General features: G+C 69.8%; 29 protein-coding genes. 16 read left to right on the plus strand and 13 right to left on the minus strand.

The window, feature by feature from the left end; genetic code table 11:
• The 3 genes from OEY_RS0123780 to OEY_RS0123790 form a co-directional block, all read right to left on the minus strand.
• Nucleotides 1–1172 (minus strand): glycosyltransferase family 87 protein (locus OEY_RS0123780; protein WP_010596255.1); only part of this gene is annotated, 1172 nt, incomplete at its 3' end.
• 9 nt (nt 1173–1181) lie between these two features.
• Nucleotides 1182–3614 carry a transglycosylase domain-containing protein gene (locus OEY_RS0123785; RefSeq protein ID WP_230831593.1) on the minus strand — a complete coding sequence of 811 codons (2433 nt, stop codon included), beginning with the start codon at nt 3612–3614 and terminating at the stop codon, nt 1182–1184.
• Between the two features lie 440 nt (nt 3615–4054).
• Nucleotides 4055–4477, minus strand: coding sequence for a DUF5318 domain-containing protein (locus tag OEY_RS0123790; protein WP_048771266.1), 423 nt, complete (start codon nt 4475–4477; stop codon nt 4055–4057).
• Nucleotides 4478–4571: 94 nt separating this feature from the next.
• Between OEY_RS0123790 and OEY_RS0123795 the strand changes: the two genes are divergently transcribed.
• The 5 genes from OEY_RS0123795 to OEY_RS0123815 all read left to right on the plus strand — a co-directional run bounded on the left by OEY_RS0123795 (nt 4572) and on the right by OEY_RS0123815 (nt 8539).
• Entirely contained in the window at nt 4572–5387 is an 816-nt protein-coding gene (locus OEY_RS0123795) for a DUF1707 SHOCT-like domain-containing protein (RefSeq protein WP_010596257.1), read from the plus strand.
• Nucleotides 5388–5410: 23 nt separating this feature from the next.
• Complete coding sequence (locus OEY_RS0123800) at nt 5411–6232, plus strand: DUF1707 SHOCT-like domain-containing protein (protein WP_010596258.1); 822 nt, start codon at nt 5411–5413, stop codon at nt 6230–6232.
• Nucleotides 6229–6780 carry a hypothetical protein gene (locus OEY_RS0123805; RefSeq protein ID WP_237713786.1) on the plus strand — a complete coding sequence of 184 codons (552 nt, stop codon included), beginning with the start codon at nt 6229–6231 and terminating at the stop codon, nt 6778–6780. The genes OEY_RS0123800 and OEY_RS0123805 overlap by 4 nt, the downstream gene beginning before the upstream one ends.
• Before the next feature lie 120 nt (nt 6781–6900).
• Nucleotides 6901–7458, plus strand: a complete 558-nt coding sequence (locus OEY_RS0123810) for a PadR family transcriptional regulator (protein WP_010596260.1) — start codon at nt 6901–6903, stop codon at nt 7456–7458.
• On the plus strand, nt 7451–8539 hold the full coding sequence (locus tag OEY_RS0123815; RefSeq protein WP_010596261.1) for an inositol-3-phosphate synthase: 1089 nt from the start codon (nt 7451–7453) through the stop codon (nt 8537–8539). Before OEY_RS0123810 ends, OEY_RS0123815 begins: the two co-directional genes overlap by 8 nt.
• Nucleotides 8540–8651: 112 nt before the next feature.
• Here the strand turns inward: OEY_RS0123815 and OEY_RS0123820 are convergent, their stop codons facing one another.
• From OEY_RS0123820 to OEY_RS0123830, 3 genes are read right to left on the minus strand one after another with little or no spacing between them, the layout of a single operon-like run.
• Nucleotides 8652–9404, minus strand: a complete 753-nt coding sequence (locus tag OEY_RS0123820) for an SDR family oxidoreductase (RefSeq protein ID WP_010596262.1) — start codon at nt 9402–9404, stop codon at nt 8652–8654.
• Entirely contained in the window at nt 9401–10471 is a 1071-nt protein-coding gene (locus OEY_RS0123825) for a phosphotransferase family protein (protein WP_010596263.1), read from the minus strand. The genes OEY_RS0123820 and OEY_RS0123825 overlap by 4 nt, the downstream gene beginning before the upstream one ends.
• Nucleotides 10468–11718, minus strand: coding sequence for an acyl-CoA dehydrogenase family protein (locus tag OEY_RS0123830; RefSeq protein ID WP_010596264.1), 1251 nt, complete (start codon nt 11716–11718; stop codon nt 10468–10470). The genes OEY_RS0123825 and OEY_RS0123830 overlap by 4 nt, the downstream gene beginning before the upstream one ends.
• Nucleotides 11719–11800: 82 nt before the next feature.
• Between OEY_RS0123830 and OEY_RS29030 the strand changes: the two genes are divergently transcribed.
• The gene (locus OEY_RS29030) at nt 11801–12457 is read left to right on the plus strand and encodes a TetR/AcrR family transcriptional regulator (RefSeq protein WP_010596265.1); all 657 of its coding nucleotides are present in this window, start codon (nt 11801–11803) and stop codon (nt 12455–12457) included.
• On the opposite strand, the gene OEY_RS0123840 is transcribed toward OEY_RS29030, so the two are convergent.
• From OEY_RS0123840 to OEY_RS0123865, 6 genes are all read right to left on the minus strand, one after another.
• Nucleotides 12360–14501, minus strand: a complete 2142-nt coding sequence (locus OEY_RS0123840; RefSeq protein WP_010596266.1) for a transglycosylase domain-containing protein — start codon at nt 14499–14501, stop codon at nt 12360–12362. The genes OEY_RS29030 and OEY_RS0123840 overlap by 98 nt on opposite strands.
• Before the next feature lie 170 nt (nt 14502–14671).
• On the minus strand, nt 14672–14869 hold the full coding sequence (locus OEY_RS0123845) for a hypothetical protein (RefSeq protein WP_010596267.1): 198 nt from the start codon (nt 14867–14869) through the stop codon (nt 14672–14674).
• Nucleotides 14866–15717, minus strand: a complete 852-nt coding sequence (locus OEY_RS0123850; RefSeq protein WP_010596268.1) for a carbohydrate ABC transporter permease — start codon at nt 15715–15717, stop codon at nt 14866–14868. The genes OEY_RS0123845 and OEY_RS0123850 overlap by 4 nt, the downstream gene beginning before the upstream one ends.
• Entirely contained in the window at nt 15714–16796 is a 1083-nt protein-coding gene (locus OEY_RS0123855) for a carbohydrate ABC transporter permease (protein ID WP_010596269.1), read from the minus strand. Before OEY_RS0123855 ends, OEY_RS0123850 begins: the two co-directional genes overlap by 4 nt.
• Nucleotides 16797–16810: 14 nt before the next feature.
• Complete coding sequence (locus tag OEY_RS0123860; RefSeq protein WP_010596270.1) at nt 16811–18088, minus strand: ABC transporter substrate-binding protein; 1278 nt, start codon at nt 18086–18088, stop codon at nt 16811–16813.
• 145 nt (nt 18089–18233) lie between these two features.
• Nucleotides 18234–19307, minus strand: coding sequence for an ABC transporter ATP-binding protein (locus tag OEY_RS0123865; RefSeq protein ID WP_010596271.1), 1074 nt, complete (start codon nt 19305–19307; stop codon nt 18234–18236).
• Nucleotides 19308–19396: 89 nt separating this feature from the next.
• On the opposite strand from OEY_RS0123865, the gene OEY_RS0123870 reads away from it, so the two are divergent.
• Nucleotides 19397–20206, plus strand: coding sequence for a DUF2786 domain-containing protein (locus OEY_RS0123870; protein WP_017681638.1), 810 nt, complete (start codon nt 19397–19399; stop codon nt 20204–20206).
• Nucleotides 20203–20718: a TIGR04338 family metallohydrolase gene (locus tag OEY_RS0123875; protein WP_010596273.1), complete on the plus strand. Its 516-nt coding sequence runs from the start codon at nt 20203–20205 to the stop codon at nt 20716–20718. The genes OEY_RS0123870 and OEY_RS0123875 overlap by 4 nt, the downstream gene beginning before the upstream one ends.
• Before the next feature lie 4 nt (nt 20719–20722).
• Here the strand turns inward: OEY_RS0123875 and OEY_RS0123880 are convergent, their stop codons facing one another.
• Nucleotides 20723–20944: a CsbD family protein gene (locus OEY_RS0123880; RefSeq protein ID WP_010596274.1), complete on the minus strand. Its 222-nt coding sequence runs from the start codon at nt 20942–20944 to the stop codon at nt 20723–20725.
• A 293-nt stretch (nt 20945–21237) separates the two neighbouring features.
• On the opposite strand from OEY_RS0123880, the gene OEY_RS0123885 reads away from it, so the two are divergent.
• The 8 genes from OEY_RS0123885 to OEY_RS0123920 form a co-directional block, all read left to right on the plus strand.
• Nucleotides 21238–21942, plus strand: a complete 705-nt coding sequence (locus tag OEY_RS0123885) for a hypothetical protein (protein WP_010596275.1) — start codon at nt 21238–21240, stop codon at nt 21940–21942.
• 5 nt (nt 21943–21947) lie between these two features.
• Nucleotides 21948–23183 (plus strand): SRPBCC family protein, encoded by a 1236-nt coding sequence (locus OEY_RS0123890; protein WP_010596276.1) that lies wholly within the window; start codon nt 21948–21950, stop codon nt 23181–23183.
• Nucleotides 23180–23602: a gas vesicle protein GvpJ gene (gene gvpJ, locus OEY_RS0123895; protein ID WP_029540195.1), complete on the plus strand. Its 423-nt coding sequence runs from the start codon at nt 23180–23182 to the stop codon at nt 23600–23602. Before OEY_RS0123890 ends, gvpJ begins: the two co-directional genes overlap by 4 nt.
• Nucleotides 23602–24399, plus strand: a complete 798-nt coding sequence (locus tag OEY_RS0123900; protein WP_010596278.1) for a GvpL/GvpF family gas vesicle protein — start codon at nt 23602–23604, stop codon at nt 24397–24399. The genes gvpJ and OEY_RS0123900 overlap by 1 nt, the downstream gene beginning before the upstream one ends.
• Before the next feature lie 3 nt (nt 24400–24402).
• Nucleotides 24403–24660 (plus strand): gas vesicle protein GvpG, encoded by a 258-nt coding sequence (locus tag OEY_RS0123905; RefSeq protein WP_010596279.1) that lies wholly within the window; start codon nt 24403–24405, stop codon nt 24658–24660.
• A gap of 6 nt (nt 24661–24666) precedes the next feature.
• On the plus strand, nt 24667–25005 hold the full coding sequence (locus OEY_RS0123910; protein ID WP_010596280.1) for a gas vesicle protein GvpO: 339 nt from the start codon (nt 24667–24669) through the stop codon (nt 25003–25005).
• Nucleotides 25002–25391 (plus strand): gas vesicle protein, encoded by a 390-nt coding sequence (locus tag OEY_RS0123915; RefSeq protein WP_010596281.1) that lies wholly within the window; start codon nt 25002–25004, stop codon nt 25389–25391. Before OEY_RS0123910 ends, OEY_RS0123915 begins: the two co-directional genes overlap by 4 nt.
• Nucleotides 25384–25966 (plus strand): GvpL/GvpF family gas vesicle protein (locus tag OEY_RS0123920; RefSeq protein ID WP_043805801.1); only part of this gene is annotated, 583 nt, incomplete at its 3' end. The genes OEY_RS0123915 and OEY_RS0123920, both read left to right, overlap by 8 nt.

Consider the following 25966-nt stretch of genomic DNA (forward strand, 5'->3'; position numbering starts at 1 on the left):
CTCCACACCTTGTTGGTGAGCAGGAACGCGGCAACCACGAGGAAGCACAACTGGGCGAGGCGGGGGCGGCGCGGAGCCGTCCATGCGAGCCACGCGATGCCGCCGCAGGCCGCGGCGAACAGCAGCAGCGACACCGAGTTCAGGGTGGAGGTGTCCCAGCCGGACCACCCGGTCAGCGACCGCGCGACGTTGTAGATCGAATCGGGGTCCGCCCCGCGTTCGGTGTTGAGCCGGAAGAACTCGGCCCAGCCGCGCGGGTAGAGGATCATGATCGGCAGGTTCACGGCGAGCCAGGCGGCCGCCGCGGCACCGGCCGCCTGGCCCAGTGCCCGCAGCTTCCCGGTGCGCAGGCACAGCAGCAGCAGCGGACCGAACAGCAGCAGCGGGTACAGCTTGGTGGCGGCACCGAGCCCGAACAGCACCCCGGCGAGCACCGGCCGCCGCCGCGCCCAGGCCAGCAGCCCACCGGCCGCGAAGGCGGTGGCGAGGGCGTCGAAGTTGGTGAAGGCGTGCACGGCGACGAGCGGCGAGGCGGCGACGAGCGCCGCGTCCCAGATGCGGCGGCCGGCGGAGAGCGCGGTGGCCCACACGGTGACGAGCCAGGCCGCGGCGAGACCCACCGCGACGATGTCGAAGTAGATCGCCACCTGCAGGCCGCCCGGAAGCCACGACGCGGCGTCCCAGGCCTTCGCTGCGCGCATCGAGACGTACTGGTAGAGGCCGGCGAGGACCGGATACTCCATGTACCGGACCTGGGACTGCCCGTCCGGTCCGGGCTCCTCCCACGACGTCTTGTACGGGAAGGCACCGGCACTGAGGCGTTCGGCGCCGTAGAGCGGCACGACGTCGGAGTAGCACATGGCGACGTACTGCCGGTTGTCGCCCCAGTCCAGCCCGAGGGCACCGTTCTCGCCCACCGGCCCCTGCTGGATGCAGGCGGCCTTGGTGAACCAGCCGAGAGCGAGGAACACGACCGCCAGGAGCAGCAGCGCGCGCAGCGGCGTGAAGAACCGGGTGCGTCCGAGCAGGGCGTACCGTCCGACGGGGCCGCCGATGCCGGTGGACAGACGCGACACCGTCGGATCGGTCCATCCGGGTGCGTCGCGCCAGTCCGCGGAGCGGCGGTCGGCAACGAGCGGACCCGGCGACGCGAGCTCTCTCTTCTCGGTCACCCCGCGAGGCTACCCGCCGGGTGTGGCGCCGACGGGGTCCTCCTGGAAGCGGCTGTTGCCGGACTGCTCGTCCCCGCCGGCACCGGTCGACTCGTCCTGCGTCCCGAAGCCCGGCGTGTCCTCTTCCGTGGTGGGGGTCGGTGTGGGCACCTGCTGGGTGGTGGTCTGCGGCGCCACGCCCGGCATGGGGATGGTCACGCCCGGGAGGATCTCGACGTTGCGGGTCGTGATCTCCGGCGGCGTGGGCAGCTCCGGCGTCGTCCGCTCGGTCGTCGTCGGGGTCTGCGTCGTGGTCCTCGGCGGCGCCGGCGCCGAGTACGCCGGGACGCCGGCCTGTCCGGCGATCGGTTCGGGAGTCGGGAACTTCTCGACGTCGGTGCCTTGGAGGGCACCGTCCATCGTGTCCTTCCAGATGTCCGACGGCAGGCCGGACCCGTAGATCATGCCGCCCCAGCTGTTCTCCAGGGGCAGGCCCTGTTCGGTGCCGACCCACACGGCCGTCGACAGCGACGGCGTGTAGCCCACCATCCAGGCGTCCTTGTTCGAGCCGGTGTCGCCGAGCTGCGCGGTGCCGGTCTTGGCGGCGGACGGGCGGCCGCCGGCGAGGGCATGCCCGTTGGAGTACGCGGCGATGGGCATCATCGCGGCGGTGGTGTTGTCTGCCACGGCCTCGTCGACCCGCTGTTCCCCGGCGGGGGTGCCGCGGTCGAGCAGCACGGTGCCGTCGGCGGTGACGACCTTCTGCACGAAGTAGGGCTCGTGGTAGGTGCCGGACGCGGCGAGCGTCGCGTACGCCGACGCCATGTCGATCACGCGGGACTGGTACTGGCCGAGCACGATGCCGTAGTTGGGGCCGACGCCGCCCGGCTCGGTGAGGGTCTCGCCGACGCCGGGGATCTCCTCGGGGATGCCGAGCTGGTGTGCCATGTCGGCGATGGCCTGCGGGCCGTTGTCCATCTCGAGCATCATCCGGTAGAAGCTGGTGTTGAGCGACCGCTTCAGCGCCTCGGCGATGGTGCAGGTGCCGCAGTTCTCGCCCTCGACGTTGCCGATCGAGATGCCGTTGACGGTGAGCGGGCCGCTGTCGTACATCGCGGACAGCGGGTTGCCCTGGTCGAGGTTGGCGGCCAGGCCGAACACCTTGAACGACGATCCGGTCTGCAGACCGGACTGGGCGAAGTCGAAGCCACCGCCGTTGTCGCCGCCGTAGTAGGCGCGGACGGCGCCGCTGCGCGGGTCGACGGATACGACGGCGGTGCGCAGCTCCTCCGGCTCGCCGTCCATGTTCGTGCGGACCGCGTCGAGTGCGGCCTCCTGTGCCTGCGGGTCGATCGTGGTGGTGATCTGGAGTCCCTCGGTGTTCAGCAGGTTCTCGTCGATGCCCTCCTCGGACAGCTCCCGCAGCACCTGGGTGCGTAGCAGGCCCTCCGGTCCGTTGGACTGTCCGCCGTTGTCGACCTCGGCCAGCGGCACGTACCGCGGATACTGCATCGAGGCCCGGTCGGCCTCGTTCAGGGTGCCGGCGGTCACCATCCCGTCGAGGACGTAGTTCCAGCGCGCCTGGGCGCCCTCGGGGTTGGTCTCCGGATCCAGCAGCGACGGCAGCTGGATCGAGGAGGCGAGCACAGCACCCTCCTCGACGGTGAGCTCGCCGACGGGCTTACCGAAGTACGCCGTGGAGGCAGCGGCGATGCCGTACGCGCCACGACCGAAGTAGATGGTGTTCAGGTAGGCGGCGAGGATGTCGTCCTTGGACCACTGGTTGGCCATCTTGGACGCGAGGACGAGTTCCTTCATCTTGCGGGTCAGGGTGCGCTCGGAGCCGACCAGCGCCGTCTTCACGTACTGCTGGGTGATGGTCGAACCACCGCCGGCGCTCTCCCGGCCGAGGATGTTGTCGCGGGCCGCGCGGGCGAAGCCGCTGACCGAGAATCCGGGATTGCTGTAGAAGTCACGATCCTCGGCGGCGAGTACGGCGTTGCGGACGTGCTCGGGGATCTCGTCGAGGCCCACCTCGGTGCGGTTGCCCTCGGGCGGCACCACCTTGGTGATGACGGTCGAGCCGTCGGCGGCGTAGACGGTGGCGACCTGGTTGGTCTTCAGGTCACCGGGACGCGGAACCTCCTGGACGACGTAGGCCAGCATGAACGCGAGGATCGGCAGCACCAGGGCCAGGGCCACGGCCACGTAGCCGACACGCCGCACGGTGCGCCAGCGCGTCGACTTGGGGTCGCCCGGACCACGCGGGGGCTCGTCACCCCCGCCGCGCGCGGTCGGGGGCGGGGTCGGTGGTCGCCCGCCGGGGGGCGCGCCTGCGGGCCGGTCGGGCGGCTGCTGAGGGTTGCGGTTCTGCACCGGCGGCCGGTTCTGCGGCGGGAGTTGCCGGGTCCGGTCGGCCGGTGGTTGCTGCGGTCGCGGCCCGTGAGCGTCCGGCGACGGCATCCCTGCGGCCCCGTACTGCTGCGGGGGACGTTGCTGCGGCGGATACGGCTGGGGCCGCGGGCCGCCCGGCTGGGGGCGCGGCGGCGGCGGGTACGGACGTCCCTGCGGCGGGGGCATCCGCCGTTCGGCGGGCGGCGGCCCGCCGGGACCGCGCTGCGGTGGGGGACCCCCCACAGGTCCCGGTCGCCGCGGCGGCGGGGGACCTGCCGGTCCGTTCCCGTGCGGCGGCATCGGCCGGTCGCCCTGCGGGTCGTTGTGGGGGGAACTCACGTACTCATCTCCAACCGGTAGCGCGGACGCGCGGCACGCGTCCTCGTTTCACGTCTGCAGACTTCGGTCTCGTCGGGCAGCGCGCGTTCGGGCAGTGCAATGTTTCGGGCAGTGCAGTGTCGCCCGGGGACCTCACCGGGCGCGGCGGTTCAGCAGGGGTCGCGCACGGCTCACTCGCTCGCGGTGCGGCGGCTCTGGCCGGTCGACCTGCGGCGGGGCCGCTTCGGCGCGGGTTCCGCCCCCAGGACATAGGACTGGACGAGGTGGTTCCAGCTGCACGTGCGGCACACCTCGACCACGTGGACGGAGAACTCCTCCTGGCTGGCGGCCAGGCGGACCAGTTCCTCCGCGGTGCGGGCCGACCCGGACACCGGACCGAGCTTGTCGCCGAACACCCACGACACGAGTGTCAGCTGCTCCTTGCGGCAGATCGGGCAGACCACGTCACTGCCGCGGCCGTGGAACTTGGCGGCACGGAGCAGGTAGGGGCTGGCGTCGCACACCTCCGAGACGCCGGTCCGTCCCGAGTAGACCTGAGCGAGCAGCGACCTGCGCTGCAGCGCGTAGTCCACCACCTGCCGCTGTATCCGCACGGGTCCAGAGTACGTGCGGACGGCACGCGGGTGGGCAGGGTGTGGGCCGCGTGACTGTGCGACGCGCCCATATCGGACGTTCTACGCTGCCCGGATGGTGAGCCGACACACGCCGCGAACGCGGGCACGCGACATCGACCGGGCGCAGGCCTGCGGCCGCCTCGACACCGCCTACGCCGACGGTCAGCTCGACTTCGGGGAACACCGGGACCGGACGGCCCGGGCCATGTCCGCGAAGACGCTGGGCGAGCTCGCGGACCTGGTCCGGGACCTGCAGCCACCCGAGAATCCGGCGGTCCCGTCTTCGGCCCGGCGGCCCGGGCTGCGCCGGATCGTGGCGGTGGCCGTCGCGGTGGCGGCCGCGGTGGCCGGCGCGGTGCTGCTGCTGTCGGCGGGTCCGGCGCCGGAGCCCGCGGCCGTGCGGGAGCAGCCCGCCGCACCGGTGGCAGTTCCCGGCGACGGTGTCGACCCGATCGTGGTGACTCCGGTGCGGCCGCTCGAACCCGGCGGATTCGAGGGGGTTCTCGCGTCGGTGCGGGACCGCTTCGGTGACACGGTCGTGTATCGGCTGGTCCTCCGTCCGGATCGGGCTCACATCGAACGGGCGCTGCCGGACGACCCCGGCCGGATCGCCACGTACAGCTACGCGGGCGGGGCGCTACGGGCCCAACCGGTGACGACGCAGCGCCTCCCCGGCTACCGCGATGTCGACCTCGGCGGGGTCGACCCCGGGGCCCTGACCACCCGGATCGCCGAAGCCCCCGCGCTGGTCGGACTGCCCGACGGCGCGGTCTCGCACGTCTCGTTCGCCCACGACGGCACGCCGACGGCGAACATCTACGTCGAGTCCGGCGACCGCACCCGATACGTGAAGGTTCTGTTCGACGGCACCGTGCAGCGCGTGTTCTGAACTGCATCGTTACGATCTCCCGCATGATCGGCCGCCGTTCGCCTTCCACCAGGGCACGCGACGTCGATCGGGCGGCGGTCCGGGCGCGTCTCGACGCGGCGTACGCGGACGGGCAGCTCACCGGTCCCGAACACGAGGCCCGGGATGCGCGTGCCGACGTCGCCGGCACGCTCGGCGAACTGGACGAGCTGGTCGCCGACCTGCAGGCGAGTTCGGACGTCGCCGCGACGGCACGGGTCCGCGCGCGCGGTCCCGGGGTGTTCACCGCGGTCGTGGTGGCGTCGGCCGTGGCGGCAGGGGTGGCGACGTTCTCCTGGGTACGCGTCGATGCACCGTCCGCGCCGCTGGGGCCGGCGCTCGATCCGGCAGCGCTGCGGCCCGTCGTGGTGCCGACGCCGAGCCCGGTGACGCGGGCCGGCCTCGAGCAGTTCCGAGCCGACCACCTGGCGGCGTTCGGGGACACGCTGGTCGACGAGGTGGACTTCTTCGAGCAGCATGCGCGCGTCACCCGTTCCGTGCCCGGCAGCCCGGACCGCATGGTGTCGTACACCTACCGCGGCGGTTTCGACGCGGACGACGTGCCCCGCACCCGCGCCGTGGACACCGCGGTGGTCGACCTGGCGACGTTGGACGTCGAGGCCATCGCGGGGTACGTCGCGGGGGCGCCGCAGAGTGTCGGCGTACCGGACGGCACGGTCGGCCACATCTCCGTCGACGTGTCGTACGACCAGCCGTCGGTGCGCATATTCGTGAGCAATACGGCTCGCGAGACCGGTTTTCTCGAGGTGACGCCGCAGGGCGAGCTGATCGAACTGCACCGGTTCGAGAACCGGGGAACCCGGTGAGGACTCGTCGAGTGGTGGTCGCGGCGACCGCGGTCGCGGCAGGGGCTGTGACAGGGGCGCTGGCGGGACTGGCCGCGAACGCGGCGGACGGACCGCCGCCGCCACCGGAGTTGACGTCGCCGCAGGGACTGGCCCGGTTCGTGGAGGACTACCGGGCCGAGTTCGGCGACACGCTCGTCGACGACGTGACGCTGTTCCCGGAGCACGCGTCGTTCGACCGGGCGGTGGCCGACGAACCGCACCGGTATCTCTCGTACACCTTCGACGGCGAGTTCTCCTCGTGGAACAGTCCGCACACCCGGCCGTCGGATGCGGTGGCCTTCGATCTGGCAGGCCTCGACCTGGTCGCGGTGTCGCAGGTGATCCTCGGCGCTCCCGCGACCCTGCGGGTGCCCGACGGCCGGGTCGAGCAGGTCGGTTTCGACGTCGACGACGCGGGCCGGGCGACGGTCGCGGTCCACGCGCGGCGTCCGGGCACCGATCAGGGCGGGCACCTGGTGCTGGCGTTCGACGGTACGCCGATCGCGGTGTTTCCCTACGAGCCCTGAGGAAAATTACCGCTACCCGTTGTTACATGCACTGCTGTCGGTTATCGTCCTATATATCGGTGCGATATAATCGGTGATCGCATCACTCGGATAGTTCGACGACACGGTGGAGGAGGCCTCTTGCTCGAGCTGGCAATTCTCGGGCTGCTCCTCGAGTCGCCCATGCACGGCTACGAGCTCCGCAAACGACTGACCGGGCTGCTCGGCGCGTTCCGCGCCTTCTCCTACGGTTCCCTCTATCCGACGCTGCGACGGATGCAGGCCGACGGACTCATCGAGGAGGACGCAGGACCACCCGGCACCGTCAAGCGACGAGCGCGTCGCGTGTACCAGCTCACCCCGGAGGGGCGCAAGCGCTTCTCCGAGCTGGTGGCCGACACCGGTCCGCAGAACTACACCGACGACGGTTTCGGCGTGCACCTCGCCTTCTTCAGCCGCACCCCCGCCGAGGCGCGGATGCGGATCCTCGAGGGCAGGCGCCGCCAGGTCGAGGAGCGCAGGGAAGGGCTCCGCGACGCAATCGGACGGGCCAGCGGGACGTTGGATCGCTACACCCGTCAGCTTCATCAGCTCGGCCTCGAGTCCAGTGAGCGCGAGGTCCGCTGGCTCAACGAACTGATCGCCGCCGAGCAGTCGACAGCACAACGCAACACAGAAGGAGAACCCGACCATGGGTGAGAACAGCACCTCGGTGCGCGTGGCCATTGTAGGCGTGGGGAACTGTGCCTCGTCCCTGGTCCAGGGCGTCGAGTACTACAAGGACGCGGAAGCGAACACGACCGTTCCCGGCCTGATGCACGTCGAGTTCGGCCCGTACCACGTGCGCGACGTCCAGTTCGTCGCGGCATTCGACGTGGATGCGAAGAAGGTCGGCTTCGATCTCTCCGAGGCGATCTTCGCCAGCGAGAACAACACCATCAAGATCGCCGACGTTCCGCCGAGCGGCGTCACCGTCCAGCGTGGCCACACCCTCGACGGCATCGGCAAGTACTACGCCGAGACCATCGAGCTCTCCGAGGCCGAGCCCGTGGACGTCGTCCAGGCGCTGAAGGACGCGAAGGTCGACGTGCTCGTGTCCTACCTCCCCGTCGGGTCCGAAGAGGCCGACAAGTTCTACGCCCAGTGCTGCATCGATGCCGGTGTCGCGTTCGTCAACGCGCTGCCCGTGTTCATCGCCTCCGACCCGGAATGGGCCGCCAAGTTCACCGACGCCGGTGTCCCGATCGTCGGCGACGACATCAAGTCGCAGGTCGGCGCCACCATCACCCACCGCGTCATGGCGAAGCTGTTCGAGGACCGCGGTGTGCAGCTCGACCGCACCATGCAGCTCAACGTCGGCGGCAACATGGACTTCAAGAACATGCTCGAGCGTGAGCGTCTCGAGTCGAAGAAGATCTCCAAGACCCAGGCCGTCACCTCCAACCTCAAGAAGGAGATGGGCACCAACGACGTCCACATCGGCCCGTCCGACCACGTCGGCTGGCTCGACGACCGCAAGTGGGCGTACGTCCGCCTCGAGGGCCGCGCCTTCGGCGACGTGCCGCTGAACCTGGAGTACAAGCTCGAGGTGTGGGACTCGCCCAACTCGGCCGGCATCATCATCGACGCGATCCGCGCCGCGAAGATCGCCAAGGACCGCGGCATCGGCGGTCCTGTCCTGCCGGCGTCCGCCTACCTGATGAAGTCCCCGCCGGTCCAGATGGCCGACGACAAGGCCCGCACCGAGCTCGAGGCCTTCATCATCGGCGCCGACGCCTGATCCGTAGCGTCACAACACCCCTCGCGGGTGGTGGCCGAATGTCACATCGCGTCGATTCGATCGACCGAATGTGACATTCGGCCACACACACGCGTCCACACACGTTGCGTCGTCAGACCATCCGGCTGACGACGGACAGCGGCAGTACCTTCATCGCATAGGCGAGCGGTGTCCACGGCCAGGCCGGGACGTACGCCTTGTGCGGTTCCTTCTCGATCGCGGCCGCCAGTGCGCGGCACCCGGTCTCGGTGTCGACGATGAACGGCACGTTCTTCACCTTCTCGTTGATCTCCGAGCGGATGAACCCGGGGAAGATCGTGCTCACCCGGATGCCCGTGCGCGCCAGGTCCGCACGCATTCCCTCGCCGAGCGCCGCGACGGCGGCCTTCGACGCCGCGTACGTCGTGAGATTGCGCGGCATCCCGCGCACCGCACTCACCGACGAGATGAGCACCACGTGACCGGCATTGCGGGGGCGCATGAGCTCGAGGGCGGCCTCGCTCTGTGCCAGCGCACCGAGGAAATTGGTGTTCGCCGTCTGCACGTTGGCACGGAAGTAGCCCGTGCCCAAGGGCTGCCCCTTGCCCAGGCCCGCATTGACGACGACGCGGTCGAGGCCGCCGAGTTCGTCGTCGAACTCCCGGAAGACGGTGAACACGTCCTCGTGCCGGTCCACGTCGAGCCGCCGCACCGCGACGGTGATACCCGGATGCTGCGCGAGCAGTTCGTCGCGCAGCTCCTCGAGCCGCTCGGTCCGTCGCGCCGCGAGGGCGAGGTTGCGCCCCCGCGCGGCGAACTCGCGGGCCATGCCGGCGCCGAGGCCGGAGCTCGCGCCGGTGATGAGAATGTTCCTCCGCGTGCTCATGCGCGTCCCGCCTCGATGTCGTCGATCAGCGTGTTGCATCGCGAGTCCAGATAGCCCACGATCACCCAGAAGTCCTTGAACGCCGGGTTGGTGGTCTGCCCGTGGTGGTAGCGGTAGTAGATCTGCTGCGCGATCACCGCGAGCCGGAACAGGCCGAAGACCTCGTAGAAGCCCCAGTTGTCCACGGCCAGACCGGTCTTGCTCGAGTAGTAGTCGACGATCTCGCGGCGGGTGAGCATGCCCGGCAGGTCCGACGGCTGCCGCTTGGTGGCGAGCAGCATCGGATCGTCGTCGGCCTGCACCCAGTAGGCGAGGGAGGAACCGAGATCCATCAGCGGATCGCCGACGGTGGCCAGTTCCCAGTCCAGCACCGCGACGGGCTGCAGCGGGTCGTTCTCGTCGAGCACCACGTTGTCGAGCCGGAAATCGCCGTGGATGACAGCCGAGGCCACGTCGGCAGGCTGAGTGTCGTTCAGCCACTTCGTGACCCGGGCGAAGTCCGGAACGTTCTCGGTGCGCGCCTTCTCGTAGCGCGCAGTCCAGCCCGACACCTGGCGCGCGACGTATCCGGAGCCGCGGCTGAATTCGCTCAGCCCCGTGGACGCGGGGTCGACGCCGTGCAGCTCGACGAGCAGGTCGACGATCCGCAGGCACAGGGTGCGGGTGCGCTCGGGGGTCAGGGCGAGTTCGGCCGGGGGGTTCGCCCGCAGGATCGTCCCCGGCACCCGTTCCATCACGTAGAAGTCGCTGCCGAGCACGCTGTGGTCGGTGCACAGGCCCACCATGCGCGGCACGTACCGGTATGCGGGCGCGAGCAGCGACTGGATGCGGTACTCGCGGACCATGTCGTGACCGGAGGACGGCTTGGCCCCCACCGGCGGTCGGCGCAGCACGAGGTCCCGGTCGGGGTAACGCAGTAGATAGGTGAGATTCGATGCGCCACCGGAGAACTGGTGCACCTCCGGGATTCCGGCGATGCCGGCGTGCTCGCCGAGCCAGGCCGCGACGGCCGCGACGTCGAAGGCGTCCTCGTCACGGACGGCGCGGGCGTTGTCGGGAATTGTCACTTGCGACCCTCCGGGTTGGTGTACTTGCCGAGTTCGAAGCGGGCCACCAGTCCCTGGTGCACCTCGTCGGGGCCGTCGGCCAGGCGCAGCGCCCGCGCGGCCGTCCAGGCACCGGCGAGCGGGAAGTCGTCCGAAAGACCGGCGCCGCCGTGGATCTGGATGGCGAAGTCGACCACCTGCTGGACGACGCGCGGGGTGGCGACCTTGATCTCGGAGACGGCGGAGCGGGCGCCGGCCAGGCCCTGGGTGTCGAGCAGCCAGGCGGTGTGCAGCACGAGCAGCCGCAGCTGGTTGATCGCGATGCGGGCGTCGGCGATGCGTTCGCGGTTGCCGCCGAGGTTGACCAGGGGCTTGCCGAACGCGACGCGGTCGAGGCCGCGCCGGCAGGCGAGTTCGAGGGCGTGTTCGGCGAGCCCGATCAGACGCATGCAGTGGTGGACGCGGCCGGGACCGAGCCGGCCCTGGGCGATTTCGAATCCGCGGCCGGGTCCGGCGATGATCGCGTCGAGCGGCAGGCGCACGTCGGTGAACGACACCTCGCCGTGTCCGCCGGGCTCGTCGTAGAAGCCCATCGTGGACAGCATCCGTTCGACCTTCACCCCGGGGGTGTCGATCGGCACCAGCACCATCGAGTGCTGCTGATGCTTGGGCGCCTGGGGATCGGTGAGCCCCATGAAGATCAGGATCTTGCAGTCGGGACTGCCGATGCCCGTGCTCCACCACTTGCGTCCGTTGAGCACCACCTCGTCGCCCTCGACGAGGGCGGTGGCGGCCATGTTCGTCGCGTCCGAGGACGCGACCCCGGGTTCGGTCATGCAGAACGCCGAGCGGATCTCGCCGTCGAGCAGGGGGCGCAGCCAGCGTTCCTTCTGTTCGGGGCTGCCGTAGTGGTACAGCACCTCCATGTTGCCGGTGTCCGGGGCGTCGCAGTTGAAGATCGCGGACCGGAACGGGGAACGACCCATCTCCTCCGCGAGGGACGCGTACTCGACGTTCGTCAGCCCGGCTCCGAGTTCGGCGTCGGGGAGGAAGAGGTTCCACAGGCCCTGGGCGCGGGCCTTGCGCTGCAGTTCGCGGAACTCGTCGGGTACCGACCACGTCGCCGCGCCCGAACTGTCGCCGCGCGCCGCGAAGGGGGCGATCCGTTCCCGCCGCAGCGTCTCCTCGACGGGCACCACCTCGGTGGCGACGAAGTGGCGCAGCCGCTCGAGGTAGTCGCGCGAGCGTTCCGACTGACCGAAATCCATGAGGCCTCCGTAGCTCTAACTGAGCAATGCTTAGTTAGACTAGCCGGGCGCGCAGCACACCATCAAGAGGGAGGGACCATCCGTGAGCACCGAGAAGCGGCGGCGCCTTCCTCCGGAAGAGCGCAAACGCCAGCTCGTCGCCATCGGCCTGCAGGAACTGGCCACCCGCCCGATCCACGCCCTGTCCGTCGACCGGGTCGCCGAGATCGCCGGCATCTCCCGCGGCCTGCTGTTCCGCTACTTCCCCACCAAACAGGACTTCTACGTCGCGGTCGTGGCCGCGGCCGCTCGGCGCCTGCTGCGGGCGGCGGTCCCCGATCCCGACGACACCGACCCGCTGCGCGCGGTGGTGCAGCCGTTCGTGGCGTTCATCGACCGGCACGGCCGGCACTACCAGGCGTTCTTCCACGGCGGGTTCGGCGCCGATCCGCAGATCCGGACCATCCACGAGAACATGCGGAACACGATGGTCGAACGCACCGTCGCCGCGATCGGCGTCGCGCCCACACCGCTCGTCACCATGCAGCTGCGGGGGTGGTGGTCGCTGGTCGAGTCCATGTCGATGGACCGGCTCGACGAGCCGTCGGTGTCGGTCGACGACGTCGTCGACTGTGTGACAGCCGCGCTCGCGGCGTGGTGTCCTACCCCGGGATCTGGATCGTCACGCCCGGCAGCACCTCGATCTGCTGCGGCACCTGGATCTCCGGTGGCAGTTCCACCGGAGGCGCCGGGATCGTGATCGGCGGCAGCTCCGGCAGCTGCAGCTGGGGCAGCTGCACCGGGGCCGGGACGTTGTTCGACGGGGCTGTGACCCCGGTGTCGACGGGGACACCTGCCTGCCCCCCGATCGGATCGGGCCACGGGAAGCTCTCGACCTCGGTGCCCTCGAGAGCGCCGTCCATCGTGCCCTTCCAGATGTCCGACGGCAGCATCGAACCGTAGATCGACCCGCCCCAGCTGTTCGTGATGGCGGTGCCGTCCGGCGTGCCGACCCACACCGCCGTGGACAGCGACGGGGTGTACCCGACCATCCACGCATCCTTGTTCAGGCCGGTGTCGCCGAGCTGGGTGGTGCCGGTCTTGGCCGCCGACGGCCGCCCCCCGGCGAGCGCGTGTCCGCGCGAGTACGCGGCGATCGGCTGCATGGCCTGCGTGACGTTGTCCGCGACGGCCGGATCGAGGCGCTGCTCGCCCGGCGACGCGGGCCGGTCCAGCAGCACCTCGCCCTCGGCGTTGACGACGCGCTGCACGAAGTAGGGCTGGTGGTAGGTCCCCGACGCGGCGAGCGTGGCATATGCCGACGCCATGTCGATCACCCGCGACTGGTACTGGCCCAGCACGATGCCGCCCTCCGGCGCGCCGCCGTTGTGGCTGAGCGTGCGGCCGTCGACGCCGGGGATCTCGAGCGGGATGCCGGCCTCGTGAGCGGCGTCCGCGATCTTCTGCGGCCCGTTCTCCATGGCCATCATCAGCCGGTAGAAGCTGGTGTTCAGCGACCGCTTGAGCGCCTCGGCGATGGTGCACACCCCGCACGATTCGCCCTCGACGTTGCCGATCTCGAGATTGCCGACGGTCAGCGGGGCGCTGCTGAACCGGGCGTTCAGGCCGATGCCGTCCTTCAGCGCCGCGACGAGACCGAACACCTTGAACGCGGAGCCGGTCTGCACCGGGGCCTGCGCGAAGTCGAACCCGGCGCCCTCCTCGCCGCCGTAGTACGCCCGCACCGCGCCGGAGCGCGGGTCGATCGACACGACGGCCGTGCGCAGGTTCGCCGGTTCCCCCTCGAGGGTCTCGCGCGCCGAATCGATCGCCGCCTGCTGCGCCCGCGGGTCGATCGTCGTCGTGATCTGCAGGCCCTCGGTGCTGAGCACCTGGCCGCTGATCCCCGCCGCCTCGAGCTCACGGATCACCTGGGTACGCAGCAGCCCCTCCGGGCCGGTGGCCGCGTCCGCCTGCGTCGCCTGCGCGGCCGGCACCGTCGGCGGGAACTCCTGGGCGTCGCGTTCGGCGGTGTCGAGCTCGCCCATCTCGACCATGCCGTCGAGGACGTAGTTCCAGCGCGCCTCGATCGCCGGCCGGTTGAACTCGGGGTCGAGCGCCGACGGCGTCTGGATCACCCCGGCGAGCACGGCGCCCTCGGCGACCGACAGCTCACCGACCGGCTTGCCGAAGTACGCCTGCGCGGCGGCGGCGATGCCGTAGGCGCCGCGGCCGAAGTAGATGGTGTTCAGGTATGCCTGCAGGATCTCGTCCTTGGACCACTGCCTGGCCATCTTCGTCGAGATCACCAGTTCCCGCATCTTGCGGGTGACGGTCCGGTCGGCGCCGACGAGCACGTTCTTCACGTACTGCTGGGTGATGGTGGAGCCGCCGCCGGCGGTCTCCTTGCCGAGCACGTTGTCGCGGGCCGCGCGGGCGAATCCGCTCACCGAGAAGCCCGGGTTGCTGTAGAAGTTGCGGTCCTCGGCCGAGAGCACGGCGTTGCGCACGTGCTCCGGGATCTCCGCCAGGTCGACCTCGACACGGTTGCCCTCGGGTGGCACGATCCGGCTCAGCTCGGTGGTACCGTCCGCGGCGTAGACGGTCGCGACCTGGTTGGTCTTCATGTCCGACGGGCGGGGCACGTCCGTGGACAGGTACGCCACCGCGAACATCAACGCCGGCACGAGCACCAGAACGGCCACCACGGCGAGCGCGAGGTTGCCGACGATGCGCCACCGCCGCGCTTTCGCAGCGGCGGTGGGTTTTCTGTGCTGGGGGTTCGGCGGGGTCGTAGAACTCACACGTACCACTTTCTCGGATGGATCCGGGTCCGACGAAATAATCGCACCCTCTCGATCGCATGGTACGGAGTTCTGTCCCGATGTGACGGGTACCGCAGGCCGCGCAGACCCGTCCCGGCCCGCGGGCCGGGGCGGAAAAACCGCCCCCGGCCTGCGGCGATACGCCGGCCTCAGGAACCTGCGCGCCGCCAGGCCCGGAACGTCAGCCCCCACGCCACCACGCACGCGAGCAGCAGCAGCGACGGGACCACCCCGGGCGTGGCGGACAGCAACCCGGCGACCGCGCCGACCAGCGTCAGCAGCGTGACCATCGTCAGGAACCCGAGCAGCAGCTCGAGCCGCTGCCGGCGCGACGGCCGTCGGCTCACGACTTGACGCCGCCGGCGGTCAGGCCCGCGATGATGCGACGCTGGAAGATCAGCACCATCACCACCAGCGGCACCATCACCAGGGTGCCGCCCGCCATGATCGACGCATACGGGGTGACGTACGGGTCGGTTCCGGTGAAGCGGGCCATCGCCACCGTCACCGGGGCGGTCTTCTCGGTCGACAGCTGCGACATGAGCAGGAACTCGTTGACGGTCGCGATGAACGCGAGGATCGCGGTGGTGAACAACGCGGGCGCCGCGAGCGGCAGCATGATCATCCGGAATGCCTGGCCCCGGCTGGCGCCGTCCATGCGGGCGGCCTCCTCGAGCTCCCACGGCAACTCGGAGAAGAACGAGGTCAGGGTGTAAATCGTCAGCGGCAGCACGAACGAGATGTTCGGGATGATCAGGGCCTGGTACGTGCCGATCCAGTCCAGGTCGGTGAACAGCTGGAACAGCGGCGTCACCAGCGCGACGACGGGGAACATCGACGCACCGAGGATGATGCCGGTGACGAAGTACTTGCCGCGGAAGTCGTACCGCGACAGGGCGTAGGCGGTGAACACACCGACCAGCAGCGCGATCGCGGTGGTGGCCCCGGCGATGATCACACTGTTGACCAGCGCCCGGGAGAAGTTGACCTTCGCCGACGGATCCAGGGCATCCGCGAAGTTCTGCAGCGTCGGATTCGACGGCCACAGCGTGGTGCTGAACGTGTCGGCCGGGTCGCGCAGCGCCGTGACGATCATCCAGTAGCACGGGGCCAGGCCCCACACGACGATGAGCGCGACGCCGACATAGGTGCCGATACTGCCGCGCAGTGCCTTGCCGGTGCCCGGTCGGCTCATGCCGGGGTCCCCTTCCGCTGTTCTTCCTGCGTGCGCACCGCGTCGGCGCCGAGGAACCGGACCAGGACGAACGCGACCGCGAAGATGATGAGGAACGTGATCGTCGACAGGGCCGACGCGGAGTTCGCGCCCTGCCGCATCTGGTCGACCACCAGCACCGAGATGGTCGAGGTGGCCGGGTTGGAGCCCATCATGATGGCGGGCAGGTCGTACATGCGCAGCGCGTCCATCGTGCGGAACAGGATCGCGACCATGAGCGCGGGCTTGACCAGCGGCAGCGTGATCTGGGTGAACCGCTGCCAGGCGGTGGCACCGTCGACCTTCGCCGCCTCGTACACGTCCGACGGGATCATCTGCAGCCCGGCCAGGATGAGCAGCGCCATGAACGGCGCGGTCTTCCACACGTCGGCGACGATGATCGCGAAGCGCGCGGGCCACGGGTCGGCGGTCCACAGGATCTCGGTGCCGAGGATCTGGTTGGCGATGCCGTCGTTGGCGAAGATGAAGAACCACAGCTTGGCGGTGACCGCCGTCGGGATCGCCCACGGCACGAGCACGGACGCGCGCAGCAGGCCGCGCCCGCGGAACGACTTCGCCATCACCAGCGCCATCGCGAACCCGATGACCGTCTCGAGCGCCACCGTCACCACGGTGAAGAAGAAGGTGTTGCCGACCGAACCCCAGAACTGCGAGCCGAGGGTGCCCGGTGGGCACGGGATCGAGCCCGTCGCGGTGCCGCAGGTCTGCGTGATCCACCGGACGTAGTTCTCGACTCCGACGAAGCCGCCGGTGACGAACCGGCCCGTCTCGGGGTCGAGCTTCTTCGCGTCGCCGTGCAGCGACATCCACACCGCCCGGCCGAGCGGATACAGGATGACGACGGCCAGCACGACCAGCGTCGGCGCGACGAACGCCCATACCGGGATCCGCCGGCGCGGCTTCACGGCCGCGGCCGGCGGCTCGGGGGGTTCGGGGGCTCGGTGCCGGCCGCCCCCACGGCCACGGTCGGGACCGATCACTGCGGTCCCGACCGTGGTGGGGGGCGACTGATCCGCGGGCTCGACCTGCGGCTTCGCCATGTACTACTCCTGCATCAGTTGCCGGCGGTCTCGATGCCGGCGCGGGTGTCCGCGAGCGCCTGATCGACCGTCTTCTCACCGCGGATCGCCGCGTAGGCGTTGTCACGGATGGCCTTGGAGACCTGCGAGTAGTACGGGGTGACCGGACGCGGCTGCGCGTTGGCCAGGGATTCCTTCAGGGTCGCGAAGTACGGGTACTGCTCGAGGATCTGCGGGTCGTCGTAGACCTCCTCGAGGACCGGCGCGCCGCCGGCCTCGGCGTAGTAGGTCTGCGACTTACGCGTCTGCATGAACTCGAGGAAGTCGCGGGCGGTCGCCGGCGCGTCGGAGAACGCGCTGATGCCGACGTTGTAGCCGCCCAGCGTGGAGGCGCCGGGGCCGTCCACACCCGGCAGCACGGCGATGCCGTAGCGGCCGGCGACCGACGAGGACTCACCGTCGGTGAAGAAGCCCGGCCAGGTCCGCATGAACAGGGCGCGGCCCTCGCCGAAGGCGTTCTGCGACTCGCCCTCGGTGTAGGTCTGTGCGGCTTCGGGGATGGTGCCGTCCTCGAACGAGTCGACGATGAACTGCAGGCCCTCGGCGGTCTTGTCGTCGATGGCCGGGGTGGTGCCGTCCTCGGCGACGAAGGACCCGCCGTAGGCGTTGACGATCTCGGAGACGTTGACCGTCAAGCCCTCGTAATTCTTGAACTGCCCGACGTAGCAGTCGATGCCCGCCTCCTGCGCCTTCGGGCACTGCTCCTTCAGCTCCGCCCACGTCTCGGGTGCGCGGTCGACCAGGTCCGTGCGGTAGTACAGGAACGCGCCGTTGGTGTTCTTCGGCGCCGCGTACAGGGTGCCGTTGTAGGTGGCCGAGTCGACCGTGGCGGGCAGCAGGCCGTCGGTCTCGATCGCGTAGTCGCCCTCGAGCGGCCGCAGCCAGCCGTTGGCCGCGAACTCGGCGGTGTTGGTGACGTCGACGGCGATGAGGTCGTACTCGTCGCTCTGGGCCTGCATGCGCTGGGTGATGTCGTCGCGCTGCTGGTCCGCTTCCTTGCCCAACGGCTTGAAGGTGACCTGCTCGTCCGGGTGCTCCGCGTTCCAGTCGGCGATGATGCTCTCGAGTGCCGTGTTCAGCGGATCCTGACCCTCGACGATCGTGATCGGCCCGCGGCCCTCACCGCCGGCGGCGGTGCCTCCTTCGCTGCCCGAATCCGAGCCACCGTCGGAGGAACAGGCTGTGAGCACCAGCATCGACGCGGCCGACGCCGCGACCGCTGCGCGGCGCATCGCCTTCGAGTTCAGAATCATGAATGACTCCCCGTTGAGATCGTGAGAAAACCGTCGTCGGCGGCACCGGGCCACCGACATCGGCCCTTACTCTGGCATGGAGGGCACCGAACCGCAGACATTCCACCCGACCTTGATCGGTTCCGTGTCGGCGCCCGGCACCCGGTCAGCCCAGGCGACGACCGTCGGACGTGGTGAAGACGTGCACCTGGTCCGGGTCGAACCGCAGGTGCACCCGCTCGCCCTTCTGCGGCGGATTCCGCCAGTCCCCGCGCGCGACGATCTGCTGCGGGCGGCCGGCGACCTGGGCGCGGCCGTAGACGTAGGCGTCGGAGCCGAGTTCCTCGACGACGTCGACGTCCATCTCGAGGCCGTCGGGTGCGATCTCGAAGTGCTCGGGACGGATACCGACCACCACCTCGGACTCGGTGACCCGGCCGACGACGTCGCGCGGCACCTGCACGGCGGTGTCGCCGAGCATCACCCCGCGGTCGAAGACCGGCAGCGTGAACAGGTTCATCGCCGGCGAACCCATGAATCCGGCGACGAACACGTTCGCGGGCTTGTTGTAGAGCACGCGCGGTGAGGCGCACTGCTGCAGGATCCCCTTGTCGAGCACGGCGACGCGATCGCCCATCGTCATCGCCTCCACCTGGTCGTGCGTGACGTAGACGGTGGTGGTGCCGAGGCGGCGCTGCAGCTGCGCGATCTGGGTGCGGGTCTGCACGCGCAGCTTCGCGTCGAGGTTGGACAGCGGCTCGTCCATCAGGAACACCTGCGGCTGGCGGACGATGGCGCGGCCCATGGCGACGCGCTGGCGCTGACCGCCGGACAGTGCCTTGGGTTTGCGGTCGAGGTACTGCTCGAGGTCGAGCATCTTCGCCACCTCCTCGACCCGCGCCCGGATCTCCGCCTTCGGTGTCTTGGCGAGCTTGAGCGCGAAGCCCATGTTCTCGGCGACGGACATGTGCGGGTAGAGGGCATAGTTCTGGAACACCATCGCGATGTCCCGGTCCTTGGGCTCCTGCGCCGTGACGTCGCGGCCCCCGATGAGGATGCGCCCACTGTGCACCTGTTCGAGTCCCGCGAGCATGCGCAGGGAGGTGGACTTGCCGCAGCCGGACGGGCCGACCAGGACGAGGAACTCCCCGTCCTCGATCTCGAGGTTCAGCGCGTCGACGGCAGGCGTGGTCGACCCGGGGAACAGACAGGTCGCATGGTCGAAGGTCACTGGGGCCATGGCAGGAGAATAGGCGACCCCGGCGCCCCGGTGTCCTTCCGGATCGCCGCAGGCCCGAAAAGGCACCACGGCAGGCGTAACCTGCCGGAGTGAGTTCGGAGAAGATGCTGACCCGCATCGGTGGCCTGCTCCGGCAGGCGGAATCCACCGACAACCCCCACGAGGCCGACGCGTTCCTCGCCGCCGCGCAGCGGCTGGCCACGGCGGCGTCGGTGGATCTGGCGGTCGCGCGTGCCCACACGGCGGGCCGGGAGCGCCGGGCGACGCCGGTGCAGCGCCTGATCACGATCGGGGAGAGCGGGAAGAAGGGGTTGCGCACGTACGCGCAGCTGTTCCTGGCGATCGCCGCCGCCAACGACGTGCAGTGCGACATCACCACGACGTCGACGGTGATCTACGCCTACGGCTTCGCCTCCGACATCGACGTGTGCGAGGCCCTGTACTCGTCGCTGCTCGTGCAGATGGTTCGCGCCTCCGACGCCTACCTGCGTTCGGGCACCTACAAGGACGAGACGACGGTGCGCACGGTGGTCGAGACCCGCGGGGGGCGGCGCGTGCGGACGCGGGTGCGCCGGCCCGTCGCGGCCGTCACCGCGCGGCTGAACTTCCAGTCGGCATTCGCGACACGGATCGGGCAGCGACTGTCGGACGCCAAGCAGGACATCGAGCGGGAGGCGAGCGTCGACACGCCCGGGGCGGCCCTGGCGCTGCGCGACAAGCAGATCGAGCTGCGGGACTTCTACCGCAGCACGTCCGAGGCGCGCGGCCGCTGGCGCGGGTCCGCGGTGGGGGTGGGGCACTCGTCCGACGCCCGTCGTGCCGGGGACCGGGCGGGGCGACAGGCGCGCCTGGGTACCGGTCCGGAACTGCCGGCCGCGGCCCGGAGGTTGCCGCGGTGACCCGCCTGCGCGACACCCGGAGGACCGCCGTCTACGAGGCGGAATCCTTGGTACGCACGATGTTCGACCGGGCCGACGAGCGCGGCCTGCGGGTGGTGGAGCTGGCCGGATCGCAGCTCACCCTGCCGGTGGAGCGACGCTTCGCCTCCCTCGAGTCCGTCCAGGCGTACGTGGACTCGGTGCTGGCGCTGAACTGGGTGCTGGCCCGCTGGCCGCGGGCGACGGTGCGAGCGCGCGTCCGGGCACGCGCCGGAAATTCCGCCGCTCACTACGAAAGCGATTGCGCCACAATTGCACTCCCGGAGCACCACGCGAACACCGCATGGGCATTCCGCGAGCTGGTGGTGCTGCACGAGCTGGCGCATCATCTGGATCCGTCCGATCCGGACGACCCGGCGGAAGCGCCGCACGGGCCCGAGTTCGTCGACCGGTTCCTGACCCTGGTCGGCGAGATCGTCGGGCCCGAGGCGGCGTTCGCGCTGCGCGCCTGCGGCATCGCCGCCGGCGAATGACGCCTCAGCGGAGATCGGAACGATGTGACCTGTTCTTGAACCTTCCTTGGGCGTTCCTTACCGCATGCGTGAGATTGTCCCCGAACCCCTTGACGCGCCCGGAGACCTGACCGCGCCGACCCACGCTCTGCAGGTTCCTGTTTCCGGTCCGCTTACCCAAGTTGTACCGGGTCTTGCCGACCATCTCCTCGGCCTTGTGCATCACCTTGCTGGCGAGGTGAGCCATGATGCCCTCCTTGTGGATTCCGGTGGGGACGCAGCTGCGCCCGTCGAGTGTTGCGATACCCCCGTCGCGCCGGCGGGAAACGCCTCCGGGACGTACCGATCGGTCTGATAGCACACCGCTGTCGTGCCGGCGGGGCATTCCGGTCGATCGTCAGCGAATCGATGTTTGGAATGCGTAGTGTGGGCTACATCACATTCGAACCGCACCGCGGGCCCACCGCATCGGACGAGACACCGTGCGCAGCCGAGATCCTGCCCGCAACAGCGGCCACATGCAGGCGAAGGAGAACGGTCATGAAAGGTGGGGCACGAGTCGCCGCCGGGGTGAGTATCGGATACTTCCTCGGACGCACGCACAAGATGCGGCTGGCGTTGATGCTCGCGGGGGCAGGCCTGACGGGGCGCCTACCGAACAACCCGCAGGACATCCTCAAGCGTGGGGCCTCGATGGTCGGGTCCTCACCGGAACTGGTCAAGATCACCGATTCGGTGCGGGGTGAGCTGATGAGCGCCGCCCGCGCGGCCGCGGTCACCGCCGCGAGCAATCGGATCGACTCGCTCAACGAGCGGCTCCAACAGCGGGCCACCGGGCGTCCCACGGCTTCCGAGGAGGAGCCGGAGGAAGAGGAGTCCGCCGACGAGGGTCCCGAAGACGAGTACGCGGAGGGCGGATACGAACCGGCCGAGGAGTCCGCCGAAGAGGAGTATCCCGAGGAGGAAACCGACGAGGAGGAAGCCCCCGAGGAGGGAGAAGGCGCTCCGGAAGAGGCCGAAGAAGCGGAAGAAGAGGCCCCGAAGCCCGCCCGGCGGCGACCGGCCGCCAGGCGACGCACCGGCGAATCCACGAGCCGTCCCAAGACATCCCGAGCCAAGTCGAAGGCGAAGGAACCGGAGGAGTCCGGCGACGAGGACGAGGAGCCGGCGAAGCCCCGGCGACGCAGCACCCGCGCCGAGGCATCCGCCTCCGGGCGCGCTCCGGTCCGGCGAACGAGGAAGTGAGTTCGATGACGCGATCACTCGAAGACGCCACCCGCCGGCTGGGCAAGACCGCCAAGGAGACGGCCGGCAAGGCCGGAAAGACCGCCGCCGGCACGGCGGGACAGGCCGGAAAGACGGCGAGCGGCGCTGCCGGCAGCGCCGGCAAAGCGGCACAGGACCTCTCGCCCACCAAGCACCTGCAGAAGTCACTGCAGGGCCTGGCCGGCACGTTCGCCGAGCGTGCCCTGTCGACGGTCTCCGACAAGGTGACCGGAACGGCCGGGCGCCTCAACGACTATGCCGAGGGCGGGGGAGGGAATCTGCTCGGCGCGATCACCGGTGTGCAGAAGTCCGCCGAGGGGAAGTCTCCGATCACCGCGGCGCTGAGCGGCGGCTTCGAGAACGTCAAGCAGACCGCCAAGGACAAGTTCGACGACGTCAAGGAATCCCTCGGCGGCGGCGAAGGCAAGGGTAAGGGCGGCGGCAACAAGAAGCTCAAGCTCACCAACATCGTCGAGCAGATCGACGTCGGTGTTCCGATCGACCTCGCCTACGACCTGTGGACGCAGTTCGCCGACTGGCCGAAGTTCATGAAGAAGGTCGAGCAGGTCGAGCAGGCCTCCGACGAGAAGCTGCAATGGACCGGGAAGGTCTTCTGGTCCCGGCGCAACTGGGAGTCGACGATTCTCGAACAGGTTCCGTTCGATCGGATCGTGTGGCGCTCGAAGGGCGCCAAGGGCTACATCGACGGGGCGGTGACCTTCCACGAGCTCGCCGACAATCTGACCCGGATCATCATGGTTCTCGAATACCACCCGCGGGGGTTGTTCGAGAAGACCGCCAACCTGTGGCGCGCCGTCGGCCGACGAGCGCGCTTGGAACTCAAGCACTTCGAGCGGCACGTGATGACGGAGGCCGTCCTGCACCCGGACGACGTCGTCGGCTGGCACGGGGAGATCCGTGACAGCGAGGTCGTCAAGGACGACGAGACCGCGCGGCGCGAGGAGGAGGAGCAGGAACAGGAGGAGGACGTCGGGGACGAAGGTTCGGAGGACGAACTCCCCGAGGACGAGAACGAGGACGAACTCCCCGAGGAGCAGGACGAGGAGGACGAGGGTCTGCAGGACGACGAGGACGAAGGTCTGCAGGACGAGACCGAGGAGGAGCCGGAGGAGCCCGAAGAGGACGAGGAGGCACCGGCACGGCGACGGCGCGGGGGTGCAGGCACACGTAGGGGCGCCCGGCGAGGAGCACGCACATGACCATCCAACCCGCCGGTGGCGGGGGCGGCGGAGGAGGAGGCGGCGGCGGCGGCACGATGGCCCGGCCGAACTCCTCCGGCCTCGCCGACGTCATCGACACCATCCTGGACAAGGGACTCGTCATCGACGCGTTCGTGCGAGTATCGCTGGTGGGCATCGAGCTGCTGACCATCGACGCACGCATCGTGGTGGCCAGCGTCGACACCTATCTGCGATTCGCCGAGGCGGTGAACCGCCTCGAGATCGCCGACAACGAGCCGAAGGGCCTGCCGGACCTCGTCGGTGACATCACCCAGGGCGGGGCGAAGCACAAGACCAAGGGCGCGCTCGAGGCCGCGGGCGAGAAGGTCATGGACTTCCTCGGCGACGTCGAGGACAAGCGGCAGACGGCGAGCCGACCGAAACGAAGGGGGGATTGATGTCCGCCGATCAGGCCGCAGAGGCACCCGAGAGCGAGGGCGGGCAGAGCACCGCGATGTACGTCTACGGCATCGTGCCGGCCGACGTGGAGCCCGAGGAGCACGCGAAGGGCGTGGGAAAACCCCCGAGCGACGTCGCGGTGGTGCGTCACGGCGACGTCGCCGCCCTCGTCAGCGAGATCTCCGTCGACCGGCCGCTCGGCACGCCCGACGACCTGAAGGCGCACGCCGAACTGCTGGACGGTTCCGCGGCCGTCGCGCCCGTGCTGCCGTTGCGGTTCGGGGCGGTGATGACCGACGCCGAGGCGGTGGAGAAGGAACTGCTCGAGGAGAACCACGACGAGCTGAAGGCGGCCCTCGACGAGCTCGAGGGCCGGGCACAGTTCGTGATCAAGGGCCGCTACGTCGAGAACGCCGTGCTGCGCGAGGTGCTCGACGAGAACTCCGAGGCCGCCCGGCTGCGCGAGGAGATCCGCGACAAGTCGGAGGACGCCACCCGCGACGCCCGCATGGCGCTCGGGGAGATCATCACCCAGGCGATCGAGGCCAAACGCGCCGAGGACACCCGTCGGGTGATCGACGCCCTCGAGGCCCTCGAACCGATGGTCAACGAGCGGCAGCCCACCCACGAGGAGGACGCGGCGCACATCGCCGTCCTCGTGGAGCTCGACCGGCAGGACGAGCTCGAGGAGGCGGTCGGCTCGCTCGCGCAGGAATGGGACGGCCGTGTCGAGATGACGCTGCTGGGCCCGATGGCGGCGTACGACTTCGTGATGAAGCGGGAACCGGAGGGCTGACGCATGGGACTGATCTCGGCCATCCTCACGCTGCCGCTGGCACCGGTCAAAGGCGTGCTCTGGCTCGGCGAAGTCATCCAGGACCAGGTCGAGCAGAAGATGCACGACCCCGCGACCATCCGGAAGGAACTCGAGGAGATCGACGAGGCGGCGGCGGCCGGTCACTTGTCGGAGGACGAGAAGGAGGAGGCACAGCAGGCGGTCCTGGACCGCATGATCCGGCCGGGCGGCGGCACGACACCCGCCGCGAGGGGGGAGTGAGAACCCGTGAGCGCCAAGGCGACGCCCGAGGATCCCGGCGACGGCCACGACGAGGAAGCGGGCGAGCCGCCGGCCCTGACGGCAGGGGAGGCCGCCGCGACCGCGATCGAGCACCTCGTGCAGCTGACCTCGAAGGAGCCGCAGGGCGCCACGTCGGTGGAACCGGCCGATCACGGCTGGACGGGGGAGGTCGAGGTGCTCGAGGACCGGCGCATCCCGTCGTCGGCGGACATGCTGGCCCTCTACGAGGTGGAGATCGACCTGGACGGCAACCTGCTGGCCTACCGCCGGACCAAGCGGTACGGCCGCGGCAGCAGTGACATCGGCGAAAGGGACCGGCGATGACGGTGGTGGGGGGCAGTTCGTCGCCGCAACCGTACGGGGGTGGCCATCAGTCGACGAACCTCGGCGACATCCTCGAGCGGGTGCTCGACAAGGGGCTGGTGATCGCCGGGGACATCCAGGTGAACCTGCTCGACATCGAGTTGCTCACGATCAAGCTGCGGCTGGGGATCGCATCGCTCGAGACGGCGAAGGCGGTGGGCATCGACTGGTGGGAGTCGGATCCGTGGCTCAGCAGCAAGGCCCGCAACCGCGAACTCGATCGGGAGGACGACAAGCTGGAACTCGAGAACCGGCGGCTGCGCGAGCGGATCGCCGAACTCGAGTCCGGGCAGGGCCGCCGCGAGGCCGTCGAGAGCGCTCGTGTGGAAGAGGAGGATCGTGACTGACGGAACCGGAGTGTGGCTGTACGCCGTGACGGACGACCGGCTCGCCGAGGGGGATCTCGGCGGGCTGGCCGGCGTCGCCGGCGAGTCGGTGCGCGCCGTGGGATCCGGGGGGCTCACGGCCGTCGTGGGTTCGGTGCCGCTCGCGGTGTTCGGGGAGGAGCCGCTGAAACGCAATCTCGAGGACCTGTCGTGGCTCGAGGCGACGGCCCGGGCGCACGACGCGGTCGTCTCGACCGTCGCCCAGCGCGGTCCGGCGGTCCCGTTGCGCCTGGCGACCGTCTACCTCGACGACGCCCGTGTGCGCGACCTCCTGGACGAGCGGCAGGCGGACTTCGAGTCGGCGCTGACCCTCGTGACGGGTCGCACCGAATGGGGTGTCAAGGCGTACGGCGACCGGCAGGCCCTCGCCGACGCGGTCGCGGAAGCGCAGATCGCGGGCAGCGCCAAGGGTTCGGGAACGGCGTATCTGCTCCGACGCCGCGCGCAGCTGGCCGCGCAGGAGTCCGTCGAACGCGACGCCGCGGCCCGCGCCGACGAGATCCACTCCCGGTTGCTGCGGCAGGGGGGCCCCCGGG

The organism is Rhodococcus sp. P14 (genome assembly GCF_000256505.1).
Classification (GTDB): Bacteria; Actinomycetota; Actinomycetes; order Mycobacteriales; family Mycobacteriaceae; genus Rhodococcus; species Rhodococcus ruber.

What these genes read in the sequence shown, in the direction of transcription:
- OEY_RS0123860 (WP_010596270.1), bottom strand. Translation starts at nt 18,088, where the DNA reads ATGATTCTGAACTCGAAGGCGATGCGCCGCGCAGCGGTCGCGGCGTCG.
- OEY_RS0123915 (WP_010596281.1), top strand. Translation starts at nt 25,002, where the DNA reads ATGACGGTGGTGGGGGGCAGTTCGTCGCCGCAACCGTACGGGGGTGGC.
- OEY_RS0123890 (WP_010596276.1), top strand. Translation starts at nt 21,948, where the DNA reads ATGACGCGATCACTCGAAGACGCCACCCGCCGGCTGGGCAAGACCGCC.
- OEY_RS0123850 (WP_010596268.1), bottom strand. Translation starts at nt 15,717, where the DNA reads ATGAGCCGACCGGGCACCGGCAAGGCACTGCGCGGCAGTATCGGCACC.
- OEY_RS0123885 (WP_010596275.1), top strand. Translation starts at nt 21,238, where the DNA reads ATGAAAGGTGGGGCACGAGTCGCCGCCGGGGTGAGTATCGGATACTTC.
- OEY_RS0123800 (WP_010596258.1), top strand. Translation starts at nt 5,411, where the DNA reads ATGATCGGCCGCCGTTCGCCTTCCACCAGGGCACGCGACGTCGATCGG.
- OEY_RS0123855 (WP_010596269.1), bottom strand. Translation starts at nt 16,796, where the DNA reads ATGGCGAAGCCGCAGGTCGAGCCCGCGGATCAGTCGCCCCCCACCACG.
- OEY_RS0123900 (WP_010596278.1), top strand. Translation starts at nt 23,602, where the DNA reads ATGTCCGCCGATCAGGCCGCAGAGGCACCCGAGAGCGAGGGCGGGCAG.
- OEY_RS0123815 (WP_010596261.1), top strand. Translation starts at nt 7,451, where the DNA reads ATGGGTGAGAACAGCACCTCGGTGCGCGTGGCCATTGTAGGCGTGGGG.
- OEY_RS0123785 (WP_230831593.1), bottom strand. Translation starts at nt 3,614, where the DNA reads ATGCCGTCGCCGGACGCTCACGGGCCGCGACCGCAGCAACCACCGGCC.
- OEY_RS0123865 (WP_010596271.1), bottom strand. Translation starts at nt 19,307, where the DNA reads ATGGCCCCAGTGACCTTCGACCATGCGACCTGTCTGTTCCCCGGGTCG.
- OEY_RS0123830 (WP_010596264.1), bottom strand. Translation starts at nt 11,718, where the DNA reads ATGGATTTCGGTCAGTCGGAACGCTCGCGCGACTACCTCGAGCGGCTG.
- OEY_RS0123795 (WP_010596257.1), top strand. Translation starts at nt 4,572, where the DNA reads ATGGTGAGCCGACACACGCCGCGAACGCGGGCACGCGACATCGACCGG.
- OEY_RS0123820 (WP_010596262.1), bottom strand. Translation starts at nt 9,404, where the DNA reads ATGAGCACGCGGAGGAACATTCTCATCACCGGCGCGAGCTCCGGCCTC.
- gvpJ (WP_029540195.1), top strand. Translation starts at nt 23,180, where the DNA reads ATGACCATCCAACCCGCCGGTGGCGGGGGCGGCGGAGGAGGAGGCGGC.
- OEY_RS0123880 (WP_010596274.1), bottom strand. Translation starts at nt 20,944, where the DNA reads ATGGCTCACCTCGCCAGCAAGGTGATGCACAAGGCCGAGGAGATGGTC.
- OEY_RS0123905 (WP_010596279.1), top strand. Translation starts at nt 24,403, where the DNA reads ATGGGACTGATCTCGGCCATCCTCACGCTGCCGCTGGCACCGGTCAAA.